General features: G+C 63.8%; 22 protein-coding genes. 12 read left to right on the top strand and 10 right to left on the bottom strand.

Annotated features, from left to right (window positions below; translation table 11 throughout):
- Window positions 1-10: 10 nt before the first annotated feature.
- The 4 genes from QFZ83_RS28165 to QFZ83_RS28150 form a co-directional block, all read right to left on the bottom strand.
- The gene (locus tag QFZ83_RS28165) at window positions 11-754 is read right to left on the bottom strand and encodes a HEAT repeat domain-containing protein (protein WP_307511677.1); all 744 of its coding nucleotides are present in this window, start codon (window positions 752-754) and stop codon (window positions 11-13) included.
- Window positions 751-2,193 (bottom strand): sensor histidine kinase, encoded by a 1,443-nt coding sequence (locus QFZ83_RS28160; protein ID WP_307511676.1) that lies wholly within the window; start codon window positions 2,191-2,193, stop codon window positions 751-753. Before QFZ83_RS28160 ends, QFZ83_RS28165 begins: the two co-directional genes overlap by 4 nt.
- Window positions 2,194-2,242: 49 nt before the next feature.
- Window positions 2,243-2,914 carry a response regulator transcription factor gene (locus QFZ83_RS28155; protein ID WP_176661219.1) on the bottom strand — a complete coding sequence of 224 codons (672 nt, stop codon included), beginning with the start codon at window positions 2,912-2,914 and terminating at the stop codon, window positions 2,243-2,245.
- Between the two features lie 62 nt (window positions 2,915-2,976).
- Window positions 2,977-3,462, bottom strand: coding sequence for a MarR family winged helix-turn-helix transcriptional regulator (locus QFZ83_RS28150; RefSeq protein ID WP_307511675.1), 486 nt, complete (start codon window positions 3,460-3,462; stop codon window positions 2,977-2,979).
- A 147-nt stretch (window positions 3,463-3,609) separates the two neighbouring features.
- Between QFZ83_RS28150 and recA the strand changes: the two genes are divergently transcribed.
- From recA to QFZ83_RS28135, 3 genes are read left to right on the top strand one after another with little or no spacing between them, the layout of a single operon-like run.
- Window positions 3,610-4,722, top strand: a complete 1,113-nt coding sequence (gene recA / locus QFZ83_RS28145; protein WP_013544265.1) for a recombinase RecA — start codon at window positions 3,610-3,612, stop codon at window positions 4,720-4,722.
- 53 nt (window positions 4,723-4,775) lie between these two features.
- Complete coding sequence (gene recX, locus QFZ83_RS28140) at window positions 4,776-5,240, top strand: recombination regulator RecX (RefSeq protein WP_307511674.1); 465 nt, start codon at window positions 4,776-4,778, stop codon at window positions 5,238-5,240.
- Window positions 5,221-5,652 (top strand): SRPBCC family protein, encoded by a 432-nt coding sequence (locus QFZ83_RS28135; RefSeq protein ID WP_307511673.1) that lies wholly within the window; start codon window positions 5,221-5,223, stop codon window positions 5,650-5,652. The genes recX and QFZ83_RS28135 overlap by 20 nt, the downstream gene beginning before the upstream one ends.
- Window positions 5,653-5,662: 10 nt before the next feature.
- Here QFZ83_RS28135 and yiaA read toward each other — a convergent pair whose 3' ends face one another.
- A complete protein-coding gene (yiaA, locus tag QFZ83_RS28130; RefSeq protein ID WP_306881247.1) occupies window positions 5,663-6,103 on the bottom strand; it encodes an inner membrane protein YiaA in 441 nt (146 codons plus the stop codon).
- Window positions 6,104-6,220: 117 nt separating this feature from the next.
- Between yiaA and QFZ83_RS28125 the strand changes: the two genes are divergently transcribed.
- Window positions 6,221-6,949 carry a hypothetical protein gene (locus tag QFZ83_RS28125; protein WP_306881246.1) on the top strand — a complete coding sequence of 243 codons (729 nt, stop codon included), beginning with the start codon at window positions 6,221-6,223 and terminating at the stop codon, window positions 6,947-6,949.
- A gap of 25 nt (window positions 6,950-6,974) precedes the next feature.
- Here the strand turns inward: QFZ83_RS28125 and argC are convergent, their stop codons facing one another.
- Window positions 6,975-7,898 (bottom strand): N-acetyl-gamma-glutamyl-phosphate reductase, encoded by a 924-nt coding sequence (gene argC / locus QFZ83_RS28120; RefSeq protein WP_306881245.1) that lies wholly within the window; start codon window positions 7,896-7,898, stop codon window positions 6,975-6,977.
- A gap of 206 nt (window positions 7,899-8,104) precedes the next feature.
- On the opposite strand from argC, the gene sucC reads away from it, so the two are divergent.
- From sucC to QFZ83_RS28080, 8 genes are all read left to right on the top strand, one after another.
- Window positions 8,105-9,271: an ADP-forming succinate--CoA ligase subunit beta gene (gene sucC / locus QFZ83_RS28115; RefSeq protein WP_013544259.1), complete on the top strand. Its 1,167-nt coding sequence runs from the start codon at window positions 8,105-8,107 to the stop codon at window positions 9,269-9,271.
- 10 nt (window positions 9,272-9,281) lie between these two features.
- The gene (sucD, locus tag QFZ83_RS28110; protein WP_013544258.1) at window positions 9,282-10,175 is read left to right on the top strand and encodes a succinate--CoA ligase subunit alpha; all 894 of its coding nucleotides are present in this window, start codon (window positions 9,282-9,284) and stop codon (window positions 10,173-10,175) included.
- Between the two features lie 118 nt (window positions 10,176-10,293).
- Complete coding sequence (locus QFZ83_RS28105) at window positions 10,294-10,977, top strand: TerC family protein (protein ID WP_013544257.1); 684 nt, start codon at window positions 10,294-10,296, stop codon at window positions 10,975-10,977.
- A gap of 28 nt (window positions 10,978-11,005) precedes the next feature.
- Window positions 11,006-11,815 carry a Stp1/IreP family PP2C-type Ser/Thr phosphatase gene (locus QFZ83_RS28100; protein ID WP_307511671.1) on the top strand — a complete coding sequence of 270 codons (810 nt, stop codon included), beginning with the start codon at window positions 11,006-11,008 and terminating at the stop codon, window positions 11,813-11,815.
- A gap of 69 nt (window positions 11,816-11,884) precedes the next feature.
- Window positions 11,885-12,538 (top strand): FHA domain-containing protein, encoded by a 654-nt coding sequence (locus tag QFZ83_RS28095; RefSeq protein WP_307511670.1) that lies wholly within the window; start codon window positions 11,885-11,887, stop codon window positions 12,536-12,538.
- A 54-nt stretch (window positions 12,539-12,592) separates the two neighbouring features.
- Entirely contained in the window at window positions 12,593-14,845 is a 2,253-nt protein-coding gene (locus QFZ83_RS28090) for a CHASE2 domain-containing protein (protein WP_307511669.1), read from the top strand.
- Window positions 14,846-14,898: 53 nt separating this feature from the next.
- Window positions 14,899-15,702: a 3',5'-cyclic-nucleotide phosphodiesterase gene (locus QFZ83_RS28085; protein ID WP_307512829.1), complete on the top strand. Its 804-nt coding sequence runs from the start codon at window positions 14,899-14,901 to the stop codon at window positions 15,700-15,702.
- Window positions 15,703-15,905: 203 nt separating this feature from the next.
- On the top strand, window positions 15,906-16,370 hold the full coding sequence (locus tag QFZ83_RS28080; RefSeq protein WP_307511667.1) for a prepilin-type N-terminal cleavage/methylation domain-containing protein: 465 nt from the start codon (window positions 15,906-15,908) through the stop codon (window positions 16,368-16,370).
- Between the two features lie 980 nt (window positions 16,371-17,350).
- Here the strand turns inward: QFZ83_RS28080 and QFZ83_RS28075 are convergent.
- From QFZ83_RS28075 to QFZ83_RS28060, 4 genes are read right to left on the bottom strand one after another with little or no spacing between them, the layout of a single operon-like run.
- The gene (locus QFZ83_RS28075; RefSeq protein WP_307511666.1) at window positions 17,351-20,908 is read right to left on the bottom strand and encodes a PilC/PilY family type IV pilus protein; all 3,558 of its coding nucleotides are present in this window, start codon (window positions 20,906-20,908) and stop codon (window positions 17,351-17,353) included.
- 18 nt (window positions 20,909-20,926) lie between these two features.
- Entirely contained in the window at window positions 20,927-21,622 is a 696-nt protein-coding gene (locus QFZ83_RS28070) for a hypothetical protein (RefSeq protein WP_307511664.1), read from the bottom strand.
- Window positions 21,619-22,761: a PilW family protein gene (locus QFZ83_RS28065; protein WP_307511663.1), complete on the bottom strand. Its 1,143-nt coding sequence runs from the start codon at window positions 22,759-22,761 to the stop codon at window positions 21,619-21,621. Before QFZ83_RS28065 ends, QFZ83_RS28070 begins: the two co-directional genes overlap by 4 nt.
- A 5-nt stretch (window positions 22,762-22,766) precedes the next feature.
- Window positions 22,767-23,198, bottom strand: coding sequence for a hypothetical protein (locus QFZ83_RS28060; protein WP_307511662.1), 432 nt, complete (start codon window positions 23,196-23,198; stop codon window positions 22,767-22,769).
- Between the last annotated feature and the right edge of the window lie 47 nt (window positions 23,199-23,245).

Raw genomic sequence — 23,245 nt, 5'->3', positions numbered from 1 at the left:
GATACGGGGATCAGGCGGCGGCGCGCGCGAACATGCGGCGCGCCTTGGTCAGCGCGGCCTGCAGCTTTTCTTCGGATGGTTGCTCGTGCGAACTTGAACTCAGGCCGAACTTCTTGCCCGCAATTTCCTGCACCGCGACCAGGATGCCGCGAAGCGCCACCGGATCGGTCTCGGCCTCGAGGGCGGTGCGCAAACATTCGAGCGCCTTGGGCGCCGCGCTGCGGCGGTTGAGCACGATCTGCATCAGCGCACTGGCGGCCCATTGGCGGTTCGCAGCGATGGGGTCGCTGGCGAGCAGGGGTGCCACCTTCGCGACGTCGGCCGTGCCGCCGAGCCAGCCGATCACCCACAGGCCCTTGCAGCGCAGGTCTTCGTTGGGCGATGCGAGCGCGGCGCGCGCCAGTGCCGCTGTTTCCTTCAGTCGCCGGCCCTTGCGGTACTTGAAGGTGCCGAGCATCTGAAGCACCGTCGCCTGCATCGTCGGGTCGTGCTCCTTTGCAAAACACGCGAGCAGATGGTCTTCGGCTGCGTCGCCGCGTTCGCTGAACTTGCGGCAAAGCCAGTCGAACAACTCGCTGTCCATGCCGGTGTCGCGCAGCAGTTCGTAGTGGAAGGCCAGCGCCTCGGCCGACTGAAGCGCCAGCAGGTCGGCGCCGAAGTCGAACATGTCCGACACGTCGGTGTCGATGCGGATCGCCTTGAAACGCCGGCGCAGCGCGTCGATGGCTTTGCTCTCCTTGGCGGACGCGCTCACTGCAGATGCTCCCCTTCGAAACGCACTGTGAAGCGCGCACCTGGCGGATGCTTGCCGGGATGCGCGTCTTCCAGCTTCACCTGTGCGCGGTGCTGGTTCGCGATCTCCCGCACGATCGGCAGGCCCAGCCCCGAGCCGTCGGCCTCGTTGCCGAGCACGCGGTAGAAGGGCTCGAACACCAGCTCGCGGTCGCACTCGGCGATGCCGGGTCCGTTGTCCTCCACCTGCAGCAGCAGCACATGGCCGAACGGATCGGCCAGCACGCGGGCGGTGATCACGCCGGGGTGCTCGGGCGTGGAGGGCGTGTAGTTGAGCGCGTTGTCCACGAGGTTGCGCACCAGCTCTTTCAAGAGCGTCGGGTTGCCGTCGAACATCACGCCGGGCGCACCGGCCTCCGCGCCGTCGTAGCCGATGTCGATGCGCTTTTCGATGGCACGCGGCACGGCCTCGCGCACCACTTCGATGGTGAGCCGCGCGAGGTCGCAGGGCTGGCGGTGCGTGTTGGCGCTGTTGCCCTCGGCGCGCGCGAGCGACAGCAGCTGATTCACCGTGTGCGTGGCGCGCACGCTGGCGCGGCCGATCTGCTTGAGCGACTGCTTCAGTTCATCGGCATTGGCGCCTTCGCGCTGCGCGAGGTCGGCCTGCATGCGAAGGCCCGCGAGCGGCGTCTTGAGCTGGTGCGCGGCGTCGGCGAGAAAGCGTTTTTGCGTGTCGATGGAGTCGTTGAGCTTGTTCAGCAGTTCGTTGACAGACGACACCAGCGGCACGACTTCGAGCGGCACCGACGATTCGTCGAGCGGACTCAGGTCGCCGGGCCGACGTTCGCGGATGCGCGCCTCCACCACCGACAGCGGCTTGATCCCGCGCACCAGCGCGAGCCAGATCAGGAGCACCGCGAGCGGCAGGATCGCGAACTGCGGCAGCAGCACGCCCTTGATGATCTCGAGGGCGAGCACCGACTGCTTCTCGCGCGTTTCGGCCAGTTGCAGCAGCGTGGGCGGCACGTCGTCTACGCCGCTGGGAATCCACAGCGAGGCCACGCGCACCTCATTGCCGTGCAGGGCACTGTTGTGCAGGAAGACCTGACCGGGCGGCAGCGGTTCGTCGAGACCCGGCATCGGAAGGTCGCGTTCGCCGCCGAGCAGCGTGTCGTGGCCGTCGAGCAGTTGGTAATACACGTGGCCGGTGTCGTCGGCCCGCAGGATCTCGCGCGCCGATTGGGACAGCACGAACTGCGTGTGCCCTTCCTTCACCGTTACCAATTCGGCCAGGGCCTTCACGTTGTGTTCGAGCGCGCGGTCGAAGGGCGCGTTGGCGATGCCCTGCGCCACCAGCCAGGTGACGCCGATGCTCACCGGCACCAGCAGCAGGAGCGGCGTGAGCATCCAGTCGAGGATTTCGCCAAAGAGCGAACGCTGGGCGCGCTGAAAGAGCTTCATCGGGCCGAGCCCTCCGGCATGCCGCGCACGCGGGGCGGCTGCGCCATCGTCACTGGATCTTTTCGAGGCAATAACCCAGTCCGCGAACCGTCGCGATGCGCACCGGGCCCTTCTCGATCTTCTTGCGCAGGCGGTGGATGTAGACCTCGATCGCGTTGAGGCTCACCTCTTCGCCCCATTCGCACAGACGGTCGACCAGCTGGTCCTTGCTCACCAGCCGCCCGGCGCGCTGCAGCAGCACTTCGAGCAGGCCGAGTTCGCGGGCCGAGAGTTCGATCATCTTGCCGTCGATGGTCGCCACGCGGCCGGCTTGGTCGTAGACCAGCGGGCCATGGCGGATCGCGTTGCTGGTGGCGCCCATGCCGCGGCGGGTGAGGGCGCGCACGCGCGCTTCGAGTTCCTGCAGGCTGAAGGGCTTGGCCATGTAGTCGTCGGCGCCGTGGTCCAGGCCCTTGACGCGCTCTTCCACGCTGTCTGCGGCGGTGAGCACCAGCACGGGCAGTTGCGAGCCGCGGGCGCGCAGGCGCTTGAGGATCTCGATGCCGTGCAGGCTGGGCAGGCCCAGGTCGAGGATCAGCAGGTCGAACTCGCTGTGGGTCATGAGCGCGGTGTCGGCCTGCGAGCCGTTGGCCACGTGGTCGACCGCCGCACCCGAGGTGCGCAGGCTCCGCAGCAGGGCATCGGCGAGCACCTGGTCGTCTTCGGCAATCAGTATTCGCATGAGCCACCTCCGGCCGGTTCGGGCGCCATGCCGGCGCCATTCACTTTGTCTCTCGGCCGAGTCTAGCCCGCCGTATAGGCTTCGAGACCGATGGTTACCACGGTGGCGATCTCGTCGCCGACGCTGCTGCGGAACTCGCGCTCGGCCTGAGTCACCGCGCTGCGGAAGGCGTCGAGCCAGGCGAGGCCGTCGGCCGTGAAGAGCACGCGCCGCGCCCGCGCATCGAGCGGATCGGGGCCGCGCGTGACCAGGCCCCAGGCTTCGCACTGGTCCACGAGCGCACCCATCGCCTGCTTGGTCATGCCTGCACGGTCGGCCAGTTCTGTGAGACGCGAACCTTCGCGCGCGAGATGCCGGGTGATGTGGATGTGCGCGGCGCTCACCTGGGCGCGCGCGGCGAGGTTCGAGAGGGCGAGTGGCACGTCGACGTCGTGCGCCATCAGTTCCAGCACGCGCTCGTCGAAACGGCGCATCGCATGGCCCAGCAGGCGGCCCAGGTGGGTCTGTCGCCAGGCGTCCGGATCGGTCGGGAAAGCAGCTTCGGCCATGGCGCCAGATGGTAAAGCAAACTGACCAAAAAATGGGTTTACGTAAACCCATGAGCCACTACACTACTGTTCAAACATCCAGCCTGTGGTTAAAAGCAGATGGATGGAAACCAGACACAAACCGTTGATTTTCAAGGAGATTTCCACATGGACGCAGTCGTCAAGGGCGCAAGCATCTCGGTCGCCAACAGTGAAAAGGCCAAGGCTCTTCAAGCCGCGCTGGCCCAGATCGAAAAGCAGTTCGGCAAGGGCACGATCATGCGGTTGGGCGAAGGCGAGGCGCTGGAAGACATCCAGGTGGTCTCCACCGGCTCGCTGGGCCTGGACATCGCCCTGGGCGTCGGCGGCTTGCCGCGCGGCCGGGTGATCGAGATCTACGGTCCGGAATCCTCGGGCAAGACCACGCTCACGCTGCAGGTCATCGCCGCCATGCAGAAGCAGGCCGGCACCTGCGCTTTCGTCGATGCCGAGCACGCGCTCGACGTGCAGTACGCCCAGAAGCTCGGCGTGAACCTGTCCGACCTGCTGATCAGTCAGCCCGACACCGGTGAACAGGCGCTCGAAATCGTCGACTCGCTGGTGCGCTCGGGCGCTGTGGACCTGATCGTCATCGACTCGGTCGCCGCGCTCACGCCCAAGGCCGAAATCGAAGGCGAAATGGGCGACTCGCTGCCCGGTCTGCAGGCTCGCCTCATGAGCCAGGCGCTGCGCAAGCTCACCGCCACGATCAAGAAGACCAACTGCATGGTCATCTTCATCAACCAGATCCGCATGAAGATCGGCGTGATGTTCGGCTCGCCCGAAACCACCACCGGCGGCAATGCGCTGAAGTTCTACGCCTCGGTGCGCCTGGACATCCGTCGCATCGGCACCATCAAGAAGGGCGACGAGGCCATCGGCAACGAAACCAAGGTGAAGGTGGTGAAGAACAAGGTCTCGCCTCCGTTCAAGACGGCCGAGTTCGACATCCTGTTCGGCGAAGGCATCAGCCGCGAAGGCGAAGTCATCGACATGGGCGTCACCGCCAAGATCGTCGACAAGTCCGGCGCCTGGTACGCCTACAACGGCGAGAAGATCGGCCAGGGCCGTGACAACGCCCGCGAGTTCCTGCGCGAGAACCCCGAGCTGTCGCGCGAGATCGAGAACAAGGTGCGCGAGTCGCTGGGCATCCCGCTGCTGGCTGCCGATGCAGGCTCGGAGCCGGAGAAGGCCGAGAAGCCTGCCAAGGCGCCCAAGGCCGACAAGGCGGCAGCGGAGTAAGAGTTCGATAGCGGCCCTTCGCGAGTTTCACGGGCCGCGCGAGCGAACCCCGGATGGCTTTCGGCGCCCCCTCTCTCAAAGGCCGCGCGCTGCGGCTCCTGAGCCAGCGCGAGCATTCGCGCGCGGAGCTGGAGCGCAAGCTCGCCAGGCACGAAGAAGAACCCGGCACGCTGGCGAAGGCGCTCGACGAGCTGGTGGCCAAGGATTTCATCAGCGAGCCGCGCGTGGTGGCCTCGGTGCTGAACCAGCGGGCCGCCCGATCGGGCGCGTTGCGCGTCAGGCAGGAACTGCAGGCCAAGGGCATCGCGCCCGAGGCCATCGCCGAAGCGGTGGCCGGCCTGCAGGACACCGAGGTCGAACGTGCCACGGCCCTGTGGCGCCGCCGCTTCGACGCCCCGCCAGCCGACGCGAAAGAGTGGGCGAAGCAGATGCGATTCCTGATGGCGCGCGGTTTCTCGGGCGCCGTCGTGTCCAAGGTGCTCAGGAGCGATTTCGATGATGAATCAGCAGACGAATGAAGATCGCGGCGTGCAGTCGCGCGTCATCGCGCAGCGCGTGGCTTGCGAATGGCGCCGCGCCTACCGGGTCGCCGCCGACCCGATGCGATTGCCCGACTGGGCCAGCGGGCTCGCCAAGAGCGCGCTGCTGCCGCAGGGCGATCACTGGATCGTGCGCACGCCCGAGAGCGGCGACGCTCGCATGCGTTTTGCACCCGCCAACGACTTCGGCGTGCTCGACCACTGGGTCGCGCCCGAAGGCGTGCCCGAGGTCTACCTGCCGTTTCGCGTGATCGGCGTGGCGCCGGATGCCTGCGAGCTGCAGTTCACCCTGCTGCGCCAGCCGCACATGGACGACGCGGCCTTCGAGCGCGATGCCGCGTGGATCGCGCGCGACCTGCAGGCGCTGAAGCGGCTGCTCGAAGCGGACTGAGCCGGCGGCTTCAGCTGGCCTCGGGCGTGTCGTCGAACGCCGGGGCCTCGCCCTTGTGCGCCGCGATGTCGCGCACGTTCTTCTGCACCGCCACCGCGCCGAAGAGGCTCAGCAGGAAGGCCATGGCGTAGAAGCCTTTCTCGCTGGCCGCCAGCGTGGCGTTGAAGAGGCCGACCGAAAGCAGGGCGACCGACAGCAGCAGCGAGATCCAGCACAGGCCGTAGTAGATGCCGGTCACGGTCATGCCCTCGATGCGGTCGCGCACGGTCTTTTGGAGCGACACGGCGGAGAAGAGGCCGTACATGAGGATGGTGAAGTAGTAGCCCTTCTCGTTGAGCTGCATCGAGGCGTTCCACAGCCCGATCAGGTAGACGATGGCGCCGATGATCAGCGCGGCCCAGGAGGCGGCGACAAATGCGCCGGTCGGTTTCTGAAATTTGACTGTTGCCATGGCGATCCCTCTCCTCGTTGTGATGTGGGCGCGATTATGGTGTTGGATGTCGATGGCATGATCTGCGGCGACCGGCCTCGTGCGAGGCGGCGTGAAAAAAAACCGGAGGAGCTTCCCGTGTCATCTGAACCCGTCAATCAACCCTCTCTCGTCCGCACCGGCGCCAAGGCCGGACTCTCTTTCGCCGGCTCCGTCATCAAGGGCGGACTGCTCGGCGTGGTGCTCGGTGGCGGTGTCTTCTTTTTCTACCTGAGCCAGCTGAACGGGCCGGGCAATACAGCGGCGCGGGCCGGCGGTGCCGGGGCCATCGTGGCGCTCGTCACTTCGCCGCCGGTGCTGGTCGCGGTGCTGCTGCTTCTGTTCGTGGTCGTCTACACGATGCTGGGCGTGCACCAGGGCCGCGCCAAGGCGATGCAGCACCTGGTCGCAGCGCGTGGCGAGGCGGTGTCGCAGCGGCTGGCCGGCGCTGTCGCGGGCCGCATCGAGGCGATGCCGCGTACGCATGGCGCGCTGCAGCGGACGGCCGATTGGCTGTCGGTCGATGCATTGACCAAGCAACTCGCGCCGGTGCTGGGCGAGGGCAAGGCGGTGCGATCGGTGGTGGCCTTCGTGCTGAACCGCCTGCCATTGAGCGACATGCTGGCCGAGTGGCAGCAAGGCCGCGCCGCGCAAGGGGAGCCGGTGGCGGGGGAGGGCGCGGCGCAAGACCCGGCGCTTCGCGCGCTGCTCACGCGCCGCATCAACGAGACGCTGCAGGAGATGTCGACGCCTTCACGCAAGCCGCTCTATATAGCGCTGGCCGCGCACGCCGTCCTGCTGGGCGTGGGCCTCTGGCTCGTCAGGTAACCAAGGAAGAAAAAGTGCGTGGCGCTCAGAGCGCCAGCATCAGCTTCAGGTTTTGTACCGCGGCGCCGCTGGCGCCCTTGCCGAGGTTGTCCAGGCGCGCGATCACCACGGCATGGCGGTGGTCTTCGTTCGGAAACACGCGGATCTCGAGCTGGTTGGTGTCGTTTAGCGCAAGCGCATCGAGCTTGCCGCTCTCGGTGGGCGGCAGCACCTTCACGAACTGCTCGGGCGTGTTGCTGCGCGCGTAGTGCGCGGTGAGCGCGTCCTGCAGGTCGCCGGACTTCGGCTTGCCGGGCAGCAGGTCGAGGTGCAGCGGCAGCTGAACCAGCATGCCCTGCTTGAAATTGCCCACCGAGGGAATGAAGACCGGCCGGCGCGTGAGGCCGGTGTACGCCATGATTTCGGGAATGTGCTTGTGCTTCAGGCCCAGCGCGTAGGTCTCGAACAGCGGCGCCTTGCCGCTCTCGTACTCCTCGATCATGGCCCGGCCGCCGCCCGAATAGCCGCTCACCGAGGGCAGCGACACCGGAAAGTCGACCGGAAGGATGCCCGCATCGACCAGCGGACGCAGCATGGCGATGGCGCCGGTCGCGTAGCAGCCGGGGTTGCCGACGCGGTCGGCCTTCGCCACGGCCTGCCAGTGGCCTTCGACCAGTTCGGGAAAGCCGAAGACCCAGCCGGGCGCCACGCGGTGCGCAGTGGAGGCGTCGATGATCTTGGGTTTCTTGGCCGGCAGCTGGTCGATCAGCGCGACCGATTCGCGGGCTGCGTCGTCGTGCAGGCACAGCACCACGAGATCGACGCCGGCCATGAGTTCGCGCTTGGCGTTCACGTCCTTGCGCAGCTCGGGCGCGATGCTCACGAGCTCGATCTGCGGCATCGTCTGCAGCCGCTCGCGAATCTGAAGGCCGGTGGTGCCGGCTTCGCCGTCGATGAAAACCTTGGCCATATCGGAGTGTGCGTAGAGGGGCTAGAAGAAAGTACGTATTGACCGCAACCGCACGTCGAGTATTGGTGCGGCGCACCATGATACAGTCCGCGGTTGTTCGCCGCCCCCAGCCGTCAGGCTGCCGTCGCCCGCGAGCAACAGAGCCAAAGAAGCCTCAGACCCCAGATCTCCCGTTCTCAACTTCCTCCTTCCGAGAGACATCCCTCATGAAGATTCACGAGTACCAAGGCAAGGAAATCCTTGCCAAGTTCGGCGTGCCGGTGCCGCGCGGCATTCCGGCATACACGGTTCAGGAGGCTGTCGAAGCCGCCCAGAAGCTTGGAGGCCCGGTCTGGGTCGTCAAGGCCCAGATTCACGCGGGTGGCCGCGGCAAGGGCGGCGGCGTCAAGGTCGCCAAGTCGATCGAAGACGTCAAGAAGCTGGCCGGCGAAATCCTCGGCATGCAGCTCAAGACCCACCAGACCGGCCCCGAAGGCCAGAAGGTGCGCCGCCTCTACATCGAAGATGGCGCCGACATCAACAAGGAATACTACGTTTCGGCCGTGACCGACCGTGCGACCCAGAAGGTGGCCTTCATCGCTTCGAGCGAAGGCGGCATGGACATCGAGGAAGTGGCTCACTCCTCGCCCGAGAAGATCATCACCGTGTTCGCGGACCCCGAAAAGGGCCTGACCGACGAACAGGCCAAGCAGATCGCCGACGGCATCGGCATGCCGGCCGACTCGACCGCGCAGACGGTCGACATCCTCAAGAAGCTCTACGCCTGTTACATGGAGACGGACGCCTCGCTGGTCGAGATCAACCCGCTCAACCGTGACAGCAAGGGCAACGTCATGGCGCTGGACGCCAAGTTCAACTTCGACAGCAACGCGCTGTTCCGCCACCCCGAAATCGTGGCCCTGCGCGACCTCGACGAAGAAGACGCGGCTGAAGTCGAAGCCTCCAAGTTCGACCTCGCCTACATCTCGCTGGACGGCAACATCGGCTGCCTGGTGAACGGTGCCGGCCTGGCCATGGCCACCATGGACACCATCAAGCTGTTCGGCGGCGAGCCGGCCAACTTCCTGGACGTGGGCGGCGGCGCCACCCCCGAGAAGGTCACCGAAGCCTTCAAGATCATGCTGAAGAACAAGAACGTGGAAGCCATCCTCGTGAACATCTTCGGCGGCATCATGAAGTGCGACACCATCGCCACCGGCGTGATCGCGGCCTGCAAGGCCGTGAACCTGCAAGTGCCGCTGGTCGTTCGCATGAAGGGCACCAACGAAGTCGAAGGCAAGAAGCTGCTGGCCGATTCGGGCCTGCCGATCATCAGCGCCGACACCATGGCGGACGCCGCCCAGAAGGTCGTCGCAGCAGTCAAGAAGGCCTAAGGAAAAAGTCATGTCGATCTATATCAACAAAGACACCAAAGTCATCACGCAAGGCATCACCGGCAAGACCGGCCAGTTCCACACCGAGAAGTGCCAGGAATACGCGAACGGCAAGAACGCCTTCGTGGCGGGCGTGAACCCGAAGAAGGCCGGCGAGTCGATCTTCAACATCCCGATCTTCGGTTCGGTGAAGGAAGCCGCTTCGCAAACCGGCGCCACCGTGTCGGTGATCTACGTGCCGCCGGCAGGCGCCGCGGCCGCCATCTGGGAAGCTGTCGAAGCCGACCTGGACCTGGCGATCTGCATCACCGAAGGCATCCCGGTTCGCGACATGCTCGAAGTGCGCAACAAGATGAAGGCCAAGGAAGCGGCCGGCGGCAAGAAGACCTTGCTGCTGGGCCCGAACTGCCCCGGCCTCATCACGCCCGACGAAATCAAGATCGGCATCATGCCCGGCCACATCCACCGCAAGGGCCGCATCGGCGTGGTCTCGCGCTCGGGCACGCTCACGTATGAAGCCGTGGCGCAACTGACGGAAATCGGCCTCGGCCAATCGTCGGCAGTGGGCATCGGCGGCGACCCGATCAACGGTCTGAAGCACATCGACGTGATGAAGGCCTTCAACGACGATCCGGACACCGACGCCGTCATCATGATCGGCGAAATCGGCGGCCCCGACGAAGCCGACGCAGCCCGCTGGTGCAAGGAACACATGAAGAAGCCGGTCGTCGGCTTCATCGCCGGTGTTACCGCTCCTCCCGGCAAGCGCATGGGCCACGCCGGCGCGCTGATCTCGGGCGGTGCCGACACGGCCGATGCCAAGCTCGCCATCATGGAAGAGTGCGGCTTCACCGTGACGCGCAACTTCTCGGAACTGGCCAAGCTGCTCAAGGCCAAGCTGTAAGAGACGGGTGCAGGACACCGGCCACAGAGCCGGGTCATGCGAGGACCACAGAAATAAAAAAGCGCCCGCACTCGATTGCGGGCGCTTTTTTCAAATAAAACACAGTGGGATCAGAGACATGGAACTCCTTCAAAGCACAGATTTCTGGATCGGTCTGGTCAAGATCATCTGGATCAACATCATTCTTTCGGGCGACAACGCCGTGGTGATCGCCATGGCGGCGCGCTCGCTGCCGCCTGCGCAGCAGAAAAAGGCCGTGCTGTTCGGCTCGGGCGCGGCCGTGGTGCTGCGGATCGTGCTGACGGTGGTGGCGGCCAAGCTGCTGGCGCTGCCTTACCTGCAGATCGTCGGCGGCCTGCTGCTGCTGTGGATCGGCCTGCAACTGCTGAGCGAAGAAGACGACGGCGAGGGCGAATCCAAGGAATACGGCAGCATGATGGTCGCGGTGCGCACCATCCTCCTGGCCGACCTGGTGATGAGCCTGGACAACGTGATCGCCGTCGCGGCGGCCGCGCAGGGCAGCATGGTGCTGCTGGTCCTGGGTCTGGCGATCAGCATTCCCTTGGTCATTTTCGGCAGCACGCTCATGATCAAGCTCATGGAACGCTTCCCGATCATCGTCATGCTGGGTGCCGCGCTGATCGGCTGGGTCGGCGGCGAAACCATCGTGAGCGACGTCGCGCTGCGCGACGTGCTGGTGGCCAACCCCTGGTTGCACTACGCGGCGGCTGCCGCCGGTGCGGTGTTCGTCGTGGCCGCGGGCCGCTTGCTGCAACGGCGTGCCCACGCCGCTGCACACTGAGCCTTTAGCCGGCCGACGCACGCAGACCATGGCGAGCCTCGGCGCATCCCTTTTCTCGAACCGGCCAGCGCTGTGCTGGGAATACGCCGCGCTGACCGACACCGGCCGCGTGCGCGCCCACAACGAGGACGCCGTTCACGTCGACCCCGCGCTCGGGCTGGCCGTGCTGGCTGACGGCATGGGCGGCTACAAGGGCGGCGAGGTCGCGAGCGCCATGGCCGTCTCGCTGGTGCATGCCAGCTTCGGCCGTTGGTTCGCCCAAGGCGGGCCGCAGGCGCCGGCGCGCGTGGTGCGCCGGGCGCTGCAGGCCGCCACGGACGAGGCGAATGCATCGATCCTCCATGCCGGCACGACCCAGGCGGAACTGCAGGGCATGGGAACGACCCTGGTGCTGGCGGCCTTCCAGACGCAGCGCGTGCTGGTCGGCCACATCGGCGATTCGCGCTGCTATCGCCTGCGCAACAACAAGCTCGAACTGCTCACGCGCGACCACTCGCTGCGCCAGCAGCAACTCGACGCCGGCGCCATCACCCCCGAGGAAGCGCTGAGTTCGCCCACCCGGAACCTCGTGACCCGGGCGGTCGGCGTGGAGGCCCAAGTCTTGCTGGAAATGCATGAACACAGCGCAAGACCCGGCGATCTCTATATGCTTTGCTCCGACGGTCTCAGCGAGATGGTGACCGATGCGCAGCTTTTCACGCTTTTAGAACACGATGCCGGCCTTCAGAAAAAAGCGCAACTTTTGGTTGCAATTGCAAACGACAATGGCGGCCGGGACAACATTTCGGTTGTTCTGGCAAGGGCGGACGTTGGCGACACGTCCCGCATGGCCGGCTAGCAGGCCGCAGCGGCAACCCGCCGCCGCGCTTGCGATCGATACAGTTCTGCATTTGAGGGGTAGCCGGCAATGCCGAAGATGATCATTTCGGTCGATGGCGTTGTCATCGGGCAAGTGGCGCTCGCCAAGGACCGCACGACGCTGGGACGGCGCGCCTACAACGACATCGTGATCGACAACCTGGCGGTCAGCGGCGAGCATGCCGTGCTGCACATGAGCGATGGCGAAGTCCAAATTGAAGATCTCAACAGCACCAACGGCACGTACGTCAATGCGCTGGCCGTCCAGAAGCAGACGCTCGAGGACAACGACGTCATCGAGGTCGGCGGCTGCCGCATCCACTTTCGCGCCCGCAGCAACCTGGCCGTCGGCGCTTCTTCCTCGACGCGCACGGCACCGGGCGAGTTCTCCACTTCCATCCCGCTGTCTTCGGCACCCACGGAATCCGGCGCGCTCATCGAGCTCGGCGTTCCGATGCTTCGCGTGCTCTCGGGCGGCAGTGACAACCATGATGTGCCACTGCAGAAAGTGGTCACCACCATCGGCAAGCCCGGCGTGGCCGTCGCGGTCGTCACGCGCCGCCGGCAGGGTTACGTGGCCGCCAGCGTCATGGGCGATGTCACGCTCAACGGCGCGGTGCTCGGCACCGATGCCGTCGCCTTGCAGGAGCGCGACGTGCTCGAACTCGGTGGCGCCACGCGCATGCAGTTCGTGCGGGTCTGAGCGTCTTCTTCCTCTCATTCCACGGTGCGGCGCAGGCCGGCTGATCGAGGCGCCATGAACGCGCTGCAGCGGCATTGGCCGCGCATTGCCATCACGCTGCTGCCGGTGCTGCTGGCGCTGGCGCATGCCACCGGCCTCTGGCAGCTGTCGACGCTCGAACGCCTCGACCACCTGATCTACGACATGCGCCTGCGCGCCACCATGCCGCGGACGCTGGACACGCGCGTCGTGATCGTCGATGTCGACGACGCGAGCCTCGCGCGCCAGGGGCAGTGGCCCTGGGCGCGCGACACGATGGCCCGCCTGACGACCGAGCTCCTGGTTCGCCAGCAGGTGGCCGTGCTCGGATTCGACGTCATGTTTCTCGAGCCCGACCGGAGTTCGGGCCTCCAGAGGCTGCGCCAGATCGCGAGCGGGCCGCTGCGCAACATGACCGGTCTTGCCGCCGAGATCGAACGGCTCGCGCCCGCGCTCGACCACGACATCACGTTCGCCGCGGCGCTGCACAACCGGCGCGTCGCACTCGGCTACTACTTCACCCGGACGCCGGTGCCGAGCGCCAAAGGGCAATTGCCGTCCGCGCCGCTGCTGCCACCCGACACCTTTCCGAAAGGCGCCTCCTACGCCACGGCCTGGAGCGGTTTCGGCGCCGGCCTGCCGATGCTGGCGGAAGCCGCGCCCGTCGCGGGCTTCCTGAACACGCTGATCGGCGAGACCGGCGACGGCGTCATTCGCAGCGTGCCGCTCATCGCGCGCTACGAAGGCGAGCACGCGAACCCCGGCTACTACGAGTCGCTGGCCCTGGCCGTCTACCGGCTCGCGAACGGATCGCCGCCGGTGCGGCCGCTCCTCGCGCCGGGCGGCGCCATGCAGCGGCTCGACTCGCTGGCGCTCGGACGCCTGCGCATTCCCGTCGACCAGAACGCCAGCATGCAGGTGCCGTTTCGCGGACCCGGCGGCGCGGACGGCGGCTCGTTCCGCTACGTGGCGGCCGCCGATGTGGTCGAAGGCCGGCTCGCGCCCGGCGAGTTGAAGGACAAGATCGTGCTCATGGGCGCAACGGCGCCCGGCCTGCAGGACCTGCGCGCCACGCCCGTCGGTGCGGCGTTTCCGGGTGTCGAGGTGCACGCCAACATCGTCTCGGGCCTGCTCGATCAGCGCTTGCTCGCCGTGCCGGATTACGCGCCCGGCTACGAGGTGCTGACGGTGCTGGTCGCGGGGCTCGTGCTGGCGTTCGGGCTGTCGCTGCTGTCGGCGCCGCGGGCGGTGCTGCTGGGCGCGGGAACGGCTGCGGTGCTGATCGGCCTGAACACCTGGCTCTACGTCGGCCACAGCCTCGTGCTGCCGCTCGCGTCGGCGCTCGTCATGACCGCGCTGGCCTTCGCGCTCAACATGAGCTGGGGCTACTTCGTCGAGTCACGTGCGCGGCGTGGGCTGGTGCGGCTCTTCGGCACCTACGTGCCGCCGCAATTGGTCGACGAAATGCTCGTGCGTCCGGGCAGCTACAGCATGCGCGCCGAGAGCAAGGAAATGACCGTCCTGTTCTGCGACATGCGCGACTTCACACGTCTCTCGGAACAGATGGCGCCGGCCGAACTGCAGGCCTTTTTGAACACCGTTTTCAGCCGCCTCACCAACGTCATCAGCGCCCACCGCGGCACCGTCGACAAGTACATGGGCGATTGCGTCATGGCCTTCTGGGGCGCGCCGATCGACACGCCCGACCACGCGGCGCTGGCCGTGCGCGCGGCCCTCGACATGGCCGATGCCGTGCGCGACATCAACCGCATCCACCGCGCGGGCGGCCGTCCCGAGATCAGCGTGGGCATCGGCATCAACAGCGGCGTGATGAGCGTCGGCGACATGGGCTCGGCCGCGCGGCGCAGCTATACCGTGGTCGGCGATGCGGTCAATCTCGCATCGCGGCTCGAAGGCCTGAGCGGGCACTACGGCGTCGAGATTGTGGCCAGCGGCACGACCCGCGACCTCGCGCCCGACTGCTGCACCTGGCAGGAGCTGGACAGCGTGCTCGTCAAGGGCAGGGCGCAGGCCGTGGCCGTCTTCACGCCGCTCACCACCGGAGCCGCCATAGCGGCCCAACGAACGGGGCAGTTGCAGCGCTGGAGCCAGGTGCTCGCGGCCTACCGCCGCCAAGACTGGGCCACCGGCCGGAACCTGCTCGCGCCCCTGCTCGCGGCCGACGCGAAAAAAGTCCTTTACCAGCTCTACGCCCAGCGTTTAGCCTCGATGGCGTTGCGGCCGCAAGACCCGGGCTGGGACGGCGCAACCCGGTTCGAAACCAAATGACGACAGACACCTGCGCACGCGCGCAGCCCAACACCTTCAAGGGGTCTCTCACAATGCAGGTTCGTGTGCTGGGTTGCTCAGGCGCCATCGCCAAAGACTGCCGCACGACCTCGTTCCTGGTCGACACGGACCTGCTCGTCGATGCCGGCACCGGCGTCGGCGACCTCACCCTCGACGAGATGGCGCGCATCGACGATGTCGTGCTCACCCACAGCCACCTCGACCACATCGCCGCGCTCCCGTTGATGCTCGACGCCGTCGGCAGCCGCCGCACCCAGCCGCTGCGCGTGCATGCGCTGCGCGCCACCATCGAGGCGCTGCGGGCGCATGTGTTCAACAACGTCATCTGGCCCGATTTCGAGAGCATCCCGAGCCCCGAGGCGCCGTTCGTGAGCTTTCACGACATCACGGTCGGCCAGGTGCTGCAACTGGGCACCAGCGCGCCCAAGCTCATCGAGGTGCTGCCGGCCGTCCACACCGTGCCGGCCTGCGGCTTTGCCGTGCGCCGCGCCACCGGCGGCGCGCATTGGGTTTTCAGCGGAGACACCGAGCGCAACGCGCCCTTCTGGGACCGCGTCAACGCGCTCGACGTGGCGATGCTGGTCATCGAGACGGCTTTCAGTAGCCGCGAGCAGGCGCTGGCGGAACGCAGCCTGCACCTGTCGCCCGAGGTGCTGGCCGATGAGCTGTCGCACATCGATCCGGGGAAACGCTATCCGATCTACATCACGCACACCAAGCCGGCGGAGACTGAAGAAATCATGAGCCAGATCGAGACGCTGGCCGGGCGGCAGGTGGCGGGGCTGGCGCAGCGGGATATTCGGTGGCTGAAGGCGGATGGGATCCTGACGTTCTGATCCTTGCTGGCTGCGTGGCATGACAAATTTGTCACTGCTTGTAGCATCTTGAAGCAAGTTGTGTCACATGGTGTAACGCCAATGTGAACAAAATTGACGATTTTGGTTGGTGTGGGCGGGAAAACCGGGTGGCACGGATGCTGCGGAAGGTACTGCGCTCCGGGCTGGTTCCCGGGCTCTACAACCAACCTGGAGTTTTTCTCATGAACGTTCGCAAGATTGCCCGCCGCGCACAGGCCGGCTTTACCCTTATCGAATTGATGATCGTTGTGGCGATCATTGGTATCTTGGCTGCTATTGCGATTCCGCAATACAGCGATTACACCTCGCGCAGCAGAGCGGCTGGCGCTGCTGCAGAAATCAATTCAACCAAACAGGCGGTTGCCCAGTGCTACAGCGACCTTGGCACGCTCAGCGGCTGCAGCGCCGGCTCTAACGGCGTGCCCACGATGTCGATCTCCAAGAACCTGACCGCAATCACTTCGGTCACCGACGGCGTGATTACCGTCACAACGGGCGCGACGAGTACCGCGAGCCCGCCGGTTGGTCTGACCATCGTTGATACGCCTACGATCGCCGCCGGCGCTGCCAACATGCTTTGGACCAATAGCGGCACTTCCTGCAATACAACTCGTGGCTTCAAGCCCGGTCAAGGCGACTGCCCGTAAATTAGAGTTAACTAATAACAGCCGCCTTCGGGCGGCTTTTTTATTTCAGAAAAATTGGCTTCAGTGTGATATGTTTCTTATTGAAAATAATGCGCTGTGCTGGGGGGCGGGCCGCAGTTTGCCGATTTCGAAACCTCGTCGATGTGAACTAAGTTGCTCGAATTAAAGATGGAAGAACTTGCGATCCGAGGACTGGCGCAATCTTCCAACTCATTCCGCGTAAGCAAATCGGTGTGAACTGCTCGGCCTTATCGTCGGCCTATAGCGACTAAGGCTCACTGAACAAGTATTTGACACAGGTTTGTGTCGGTTGCTTGGTGAAGCCAAGATCGCCGTATTAGGGGCTATCCAGCCCAGACCGAAGAAGCGCGACAAACGAATCTTTAGCTTCGTCACCGTGCATTTGCAGAGCTGACGCGCGCGTAATTGTTCAATGGCCGCGCGAGTAAACGCCAAATTGACCTTCTCAAGAAAATTAAGCCACTCACCGGTACGCAATGTTAGGGTGCTGATCTGGCCCAGCTTCGCGCAGCGAACCGTGAGTCGGTTAGCACTGGTCTGGCCTCAGGGCTCCGTTACTTAGGAAACCCTCAAGCCGCGGCTTTGAGCGGCACCGTATGCCAATTTCGGCAATTTTTGACCAGTTCGAAAACAATAGCTTGACCAGCGATTTGCTCAGCAAAAGCCGATCCGGTATCGTTTGTAGGAACTGTTCCTTGCGTGCCGCTCGGGCGATTTCGATGCGTGGGCAGTTAACCACGTTAGTGTTGGCGGTTTAGAGGCCTTTGGATGGGTATTTCTGCAGCACAGCATCTTTTGCTGTAGCTCGCAGGGAGCTCGCGTTACGGCTATTCTTCAAGCGCAAAGCGCAAAGCGCAAAGCGCAAAGCGCAAAGCGCAAAGCGCAAAGCGCAAAGCGCAAAGCGCCAGGAATGAAATTCGATCGGTCGCCGGCTGTCCATAGCTAAAGCCGGCCTCCTATCAGTTCGTAATGACTTCCCGCCACATGATCCGGGTAGGTGTCGTCGACGAGGGCACCGCCACACTGAACACCTTGTTCTTTCCGTCGGACGTACGCACAAGGATCTTCACCGACCCATCCGGCAACCCCACAGGCTGAACACGGCTCGCAAGCACGTCACCGATGAAGCGGCTGCTCAGATTTGGAATGGAACCACCGTTCTTGTAGTTCAGGAAATAGAGGTTCGAGCTACCTCCTGGCGTGCACTCGTCGGCCGAGGGCCTGTTGGTAGTGAAGGCCAGGACTCCCTGGAACAGCACCGGGCTTGTGTAGGAGCGCTCGCCGGCCAGAGGCGTGTTCTGAAAGTCCAGTACCCACCCCTTCTTCACTGTGATATCCAGGGGGTTGCTGGTGACGTTGATGTTGTCGCCTGCCCGCGTGGCCGTCTGCCGTACCAACTGAGTCCGCAGCGGTGTGATCGTCGGATTTGCGGACTTGTCATCGAGCAACCCGTAGAACGACTGTGCCTGGCTCGCGTTGGCATTGGCGTCGGTGCCGGGGACGTCCGTCGACCCGAGGTACCTGCCCGTGCCCACGAACACCATGCGCTTGGTATTGACCACGCCAAGCTCTGGCGATCCCGTGACAGGCTGTGCCGTACCGCTGGTGTCAACCAGCGTGGCAAGCCGCTTGACGTTCCAGTCCGTCGTCGAATCGGTCGACAGGTCGAAGCGCCAGACGTTGCCGAGCAGGTCACCGCCGTACACATAGTCCGCGGTGTCGTCCGTACCCGGGCTGACGAGAAACGCACTGATCTTGGCAAGGCCGCTTGGAGTGGCTGCAGAACCGACGCCCGTGCTGATATCGCTGATCAGGGCACCCGTGGCGGTATTCAGCACATAGAGGTGCCCCATGCCGTCGCCGCTGGTGTCGGAGCCGTTGTTGTAGCCCGAGGTCACCAGCGTGACCCAGCCGGCTGCCTTCGTCTTCACGTTGAGCGGTGTGCCGTAGGAGTACCCGATGTTGTTTCGCACCGCCGCTGGCGTGTTCGCGTTCGGGAACTCCCACATGACCTTGCTGGCCACGGCCGCGTCCGATGCGGCTGTCGGGTCGGTCACGTTCAACGCGTAGTAACCCCTGCCGCCTTTGCCCAGGCTGCCGACCAGAACCGTTGCCCAACTGGGTGCGGGCGGGGTGGGCTGATTGGCTTGCGTGTTGCTGAGGTCCACGTCGGTGGCAATCGAAGTGCCATCAACATAGAAACGATGCCGGAAATCCGGCGACTGTTGAGTCAATCCCACGAGCGAACTGGTCGACGTGGCAGTGGCGGAAAGATCCATGTCCAGCAGGTTGCCTGGCAGATAGGCCCACAGTTCGTTGCCTGTTGCTGCATCGAAAGCGTGGAGCATGCCGTCATTGGCAGCTTGGTAGACAACCTTGGTTCGATTGGCCGCACCGGCCTTGAAGGTTGCATAGCCTCTGTCGGTATAGCTGGAGCGAGGTGCTGATACGTACGCAGGCTCCGCGTTCACGATATCGCCGAGCACGTGGGTGCGTGTTCGATAGGGCTTGGTGCTGGCCTTGTCGGTGCCTTCTTTCGTGCGATCCCCGCGCAGATAGGAAATCACGTCGGCGTTATCGGTGGTGCCAGGCGGGTTGATGGGCGAATTCAGGCGCGCCACTTTGGTGGCACCGAGCCCCGCGGCCGTGAACGGTACGCCGGCGCTGCCATCGAAGCTCGCGATGTTGCGCGTACCGAATGCCTTGGCGTCGAGTCGCGCCTGGGCCGACCACAAAGCGGTGGATCCCAGCAACCCAGTGTTCACATCGATTGCAAACGCTTCGAGGTCGCCGTACCAGGTTCCCGAATTGAACGTAGAGGCAAAGGCAGTGTTGTCACCGGGACTGACGTTCGGATTGCTCACCGCGACCGACGCAGCTGCACCCGTGCGGTTGACGATGTTGCTGAGAATGGACGCGAGCGCTGTCTGTAGCTTGGCCGGATCGTTGGCGTTGAAATAGCTGCCATGGCCGTTGAGGGCCGCATGCCAGAGGTCGTCGATGGCGGTGGCTGAGTCGGCGACCGGCTTCGGCCATGAGGCTGAACCGGTCGGAGGTGATGACAGAGTGCCGCTTGCACCAAGACCGATGGTGAAGGTCACCATGTGCTGCCACGTGGCCGGGTCCGAAGAATTGGGCGCTACCTTGCGGTTGGCGGGAGTCGTGGGTGCCAGATCGGTGATCCAGTACTTCATTGCAACGTCGGAAAGTGTTTTGCCAGTGCTGGTACTGTCATAGAACGGCGCGGGAAAGTTTCTCCCAGCCACCAACGGAACTCCTGCGACCGGATCGTTGACCGCTGCGCCCTTGTCATCTACGTACACATTTGACGGCAGGGTCGGGACCGTAGTGTCGCTGTTATCCACATTTGGCAGCGTCCCATTCCAATATCCGTCTGTGGAAAGAATTGTGTAGTTGGGTGTGCACGCGAGCGGAACCGTTGTGGAGCGTGCGGTCGCAGCGCCTCCAGGCATTTGCCCGCTTTGAAAATACTGACCGGCGCGATCGAGCGCAGCGGGAAGCGGGGTGCCTCCACCCGGGCTGATGGAGTAAAGCTGTGAGTACCAAGCGCTTTTTTGTGCAGAACCGAAATCCGCCAAAGCAATGAAGTTTGCCGCGCTCGTATTGTTCTGGCTGTTGTTGTTGTTGATTGTCGAGAAACCGACTCGCGACTTTGTATCGAGAACGGAAAAGGCAATTCCCAAAGAACTCTTGGCCGTCAGTATGCGAGTTCGGTAATAGGAGAACCAGTTCGCGAAGTTCTGGATTTCCTGTGCGTACGTACAAGTCGCAGCCGTTCCGCAATCAGTTCGGCTGGCTGCCTTGGGGTACGTCGAACTGGAGCCAATTATCTCAACACGCTTGTAAGTCGTGCTGGAGTCCGAATTTTGTCCGCTGTTTCCTGTTTCTGCGCCAGTGCCCTGCCAAACGTAATAAAAGGCATAGCGTGCGAATTCGCTTGTTCTCGAACTGCTTGAAGTTGCTCTGCAGCTGCCTGTGGCGGTAGTGTCCGTGCTGCTAAAACTGCTGGGGTTGTACCGAGGCAAGGAAGGCGCGGTACCGGTCGTCCAGCATGACAGGGTCAAATTGACAGTATCGTTGCCGCCCGAATAGGGATCGATTGGTGTCGCGGTTGTCGAGGCATTGCCCTTCGAAGACGTGTAATTGGAAGCCGTCGCATTCGCATCATATTGAACCGCGGGCAAATAGGTAATTGCCGGGTTGTAATAGATCTTGTTGTAGGTTGGGGAGTAGTAGGCCCGCATGTCCTTGTCGCCTCCCGTATATTCATCCAATGCATCCGAGCCGGTGATGGATCCCCACACCATACTGCCGGAATTGTCAAGCGTAAATAAGATATTGGGCTTAACCCGGTTTTGGACAATCAGCGGAACGTCGGTCAAATCGGTCGAGGCGGCAAAAGACGCGAGCGGCTGAAATACCAAGGAGAAAATAGTCGCGATGGCAAAGAATTTGCCGAGCGATTTTCTTGAATTTGCGTGCATGGTGGTGCTCATTGTTGTCGCGGCAAAAATTCAACCGAATGGCAATTCGATGGTTGTCTGGACAATACTTACGGTTTTGCGAGGGCCCAATACGCGCACAGTCACCCGGTAATGGATGGTCGGGCGAGTGGGTGGCGGTGGAGTCAGGCTGCCAAAAACGTTGGTGGTCTGGGCATGACTGTTGAGGTCGTCGCCCGCGGATCCACCCGAAGAAAACGGTTGTCCCGCCACGCATTTGGTGGTCAGCAGCGTCAGTGGGTCGGTTGCCGCAGGCGCGGTATCGCAAAGCCTGTCGATGACGTATTGCACCCGGTAGGTCGATTCGTCGCTGCAGCTGATGGTGGTCGCTCCGCCAATGTTGTCGTAGCAGCTCACCGAGCTCCAATTGATCGTGCTTGGAACACCGTTGGTATCCACGGGTTGCTTGAGGCGGAAGTACTGTCCGGACACGTTGGCATCAGCTGTCGCAAGCGCCGGCAGCGCATTGAAGGCGCGCTCCGCGCCGGTATCGGCCGCCGCCGTGGTCGCATTCTTGAACGCCACGTTGCCCGATATCACGCCCGCTGTATCCGTGGAGCGCAAGAGCGCGGCAGCCGCCAGCGAAAGAACCAGCAATGCGATCAGTGCGATAAACACGATCACGCCGCGTTGAGACTTGGCTGCGCGACTGCGGTGGATCAGGCGAGCAGACCGTGGCCATAGGGGAATGAAGGACAGGTCGATCATGAATAGTTGGCCCAAAGAACGTTGCGAACCGGCACGACGGTTTCGAAACTGCGGTAGCGATAGCAACGCCAGTCGGCGTCGTTGCTCAGATCCAGAGCGGGGCCGCCGGACCAGCTGGCAGGCGCGGCAGTGGTGGTGTCACACGCGGTATTCCCCGACTTGATTCGTTCTTTCAGCGGGCTTCGCACCACGACGGCGATTCGCACGGCCTTGATACGCTTGAAATCGTCCATTGAAGGCGTGGCCCAGGTTCCCGTAGCGCTGACCCAGTTGTTGACCACCTGACTGCCCGCAGCACTGATGCCGTATTGCGCCTTGAGGCCCACTACGTTGTTGGCGAGCTCCGCTTCCGTCATGGAACTGAAGAAATCACGCGAAATCAGCGATCCTCCCACCACAGAGTAGGTTCGCTGGGTTAGCGCTCCCACGTCGAAGATTCGTGGATTCGATGTGTAGGTGGCGGGCCAGCCATTGGCTGTCATGAAGGCGGCAGGTGGGTTGTAGACAGGTGCGGTCGCCGTACCTGTTCCCGAATCGTGAGAAAGGATCACGCTGGTGGTGCTGGCCGGGTTCGTCACGCTGGCCGTGATGCGCGTCAGCGCGCAGTTGTTCGCATCGTCGGTCAACCAGACGAAGCCGCCAACGGACGACATTCCTACATTGCTGGTTGGTTGGAGATTCGCTGCCGGGGTCCCAGGCGGATTGGCTGTGACGTTCTGCAGCAGGACATTGCGCACGTTGCTGCGTATGGACGTGCCCCAGAGCATCGTGATGCTGTCGGAAGCTCCCGCCGCGGTGCCGCCATCGGTGATCCGTACAGGTGTGTTCGGAAAGTTGGGCACCGCACCGCTCGCGGCCCCCGTGCTGTAGTACGTGAGGTAGGTAGCGCAAGGCATGACGGTCGCCGTCGGCAGGCCCCACCCGGCTGCACGAACGTCCCGCTCGATGGTCGACAGGCTGAAGATGCCGTTTTGCTGCGTGTCGGCGCCCGACGTGGTCGAGCGCTTGATGCCTTCGTAGGTGGAAATGACCTGGTAGATGATGATCGTGACCACGAAGCCCACGGCCATGCCCACGAGAATTTCGACGAGGCTGAACCCTCGCTGGTGTCGACGCGCGGCTTGTTGAAGCAATGACATGGAGTTCAGCCCTGAATCTGTGTCGTGAGAGTGAAGTTGTGCGGCTCTGCGGCGGTGGCCGCTTGAGGGCTTTTCCAGCAGATCGTCACGGTCACCGTGTTGTTCAGCCCCACGGTGATCTGCTGCTTCAGATTGGCCGCCCCCGGCAGCGCGCCCGGGTTGCTCAGGTCGGTCAACTCCCCGAGCCAGGTGGTCACAGCAGGATTGGCCGCAGAGTTCGTTCCAGCGGTGCAAGGGGTGATGCCGGCATTCAGCGCATAGGTGGGGACATTGAACCGATCGCCCCACATTTGCCCAACGATCCGGGTGGCGAGAAAGCTTGCCTTGGCGCGATAGTCGGCTTCGTTCACCGTGCGTATCGCCGTTGCCTGCAAGCCAACAATGCCGAGGATTGCAAGGGAAAAAATGGCGATGGCAACGAGCGCCTCGATCAGCATGATGCCGCGCTGTCGGCGAAATCTCGCCCGAGAGGCCCTGGAGGAGT

It is taken from the genome of Variovorax sp. W1I1 (assembly GCF_030815625.1).
GTDB lineage: Bacteria > Pseudomonadota > Gammaproteobacteria > Burkholderiales > Burkholderiaceae_C > Variovorax > Variovorax paradoxus_C.
Note: the sequence above shows the minus strand (reverse complement) of the source record. Positions and strands in the feature narration are given on the sequence as shown.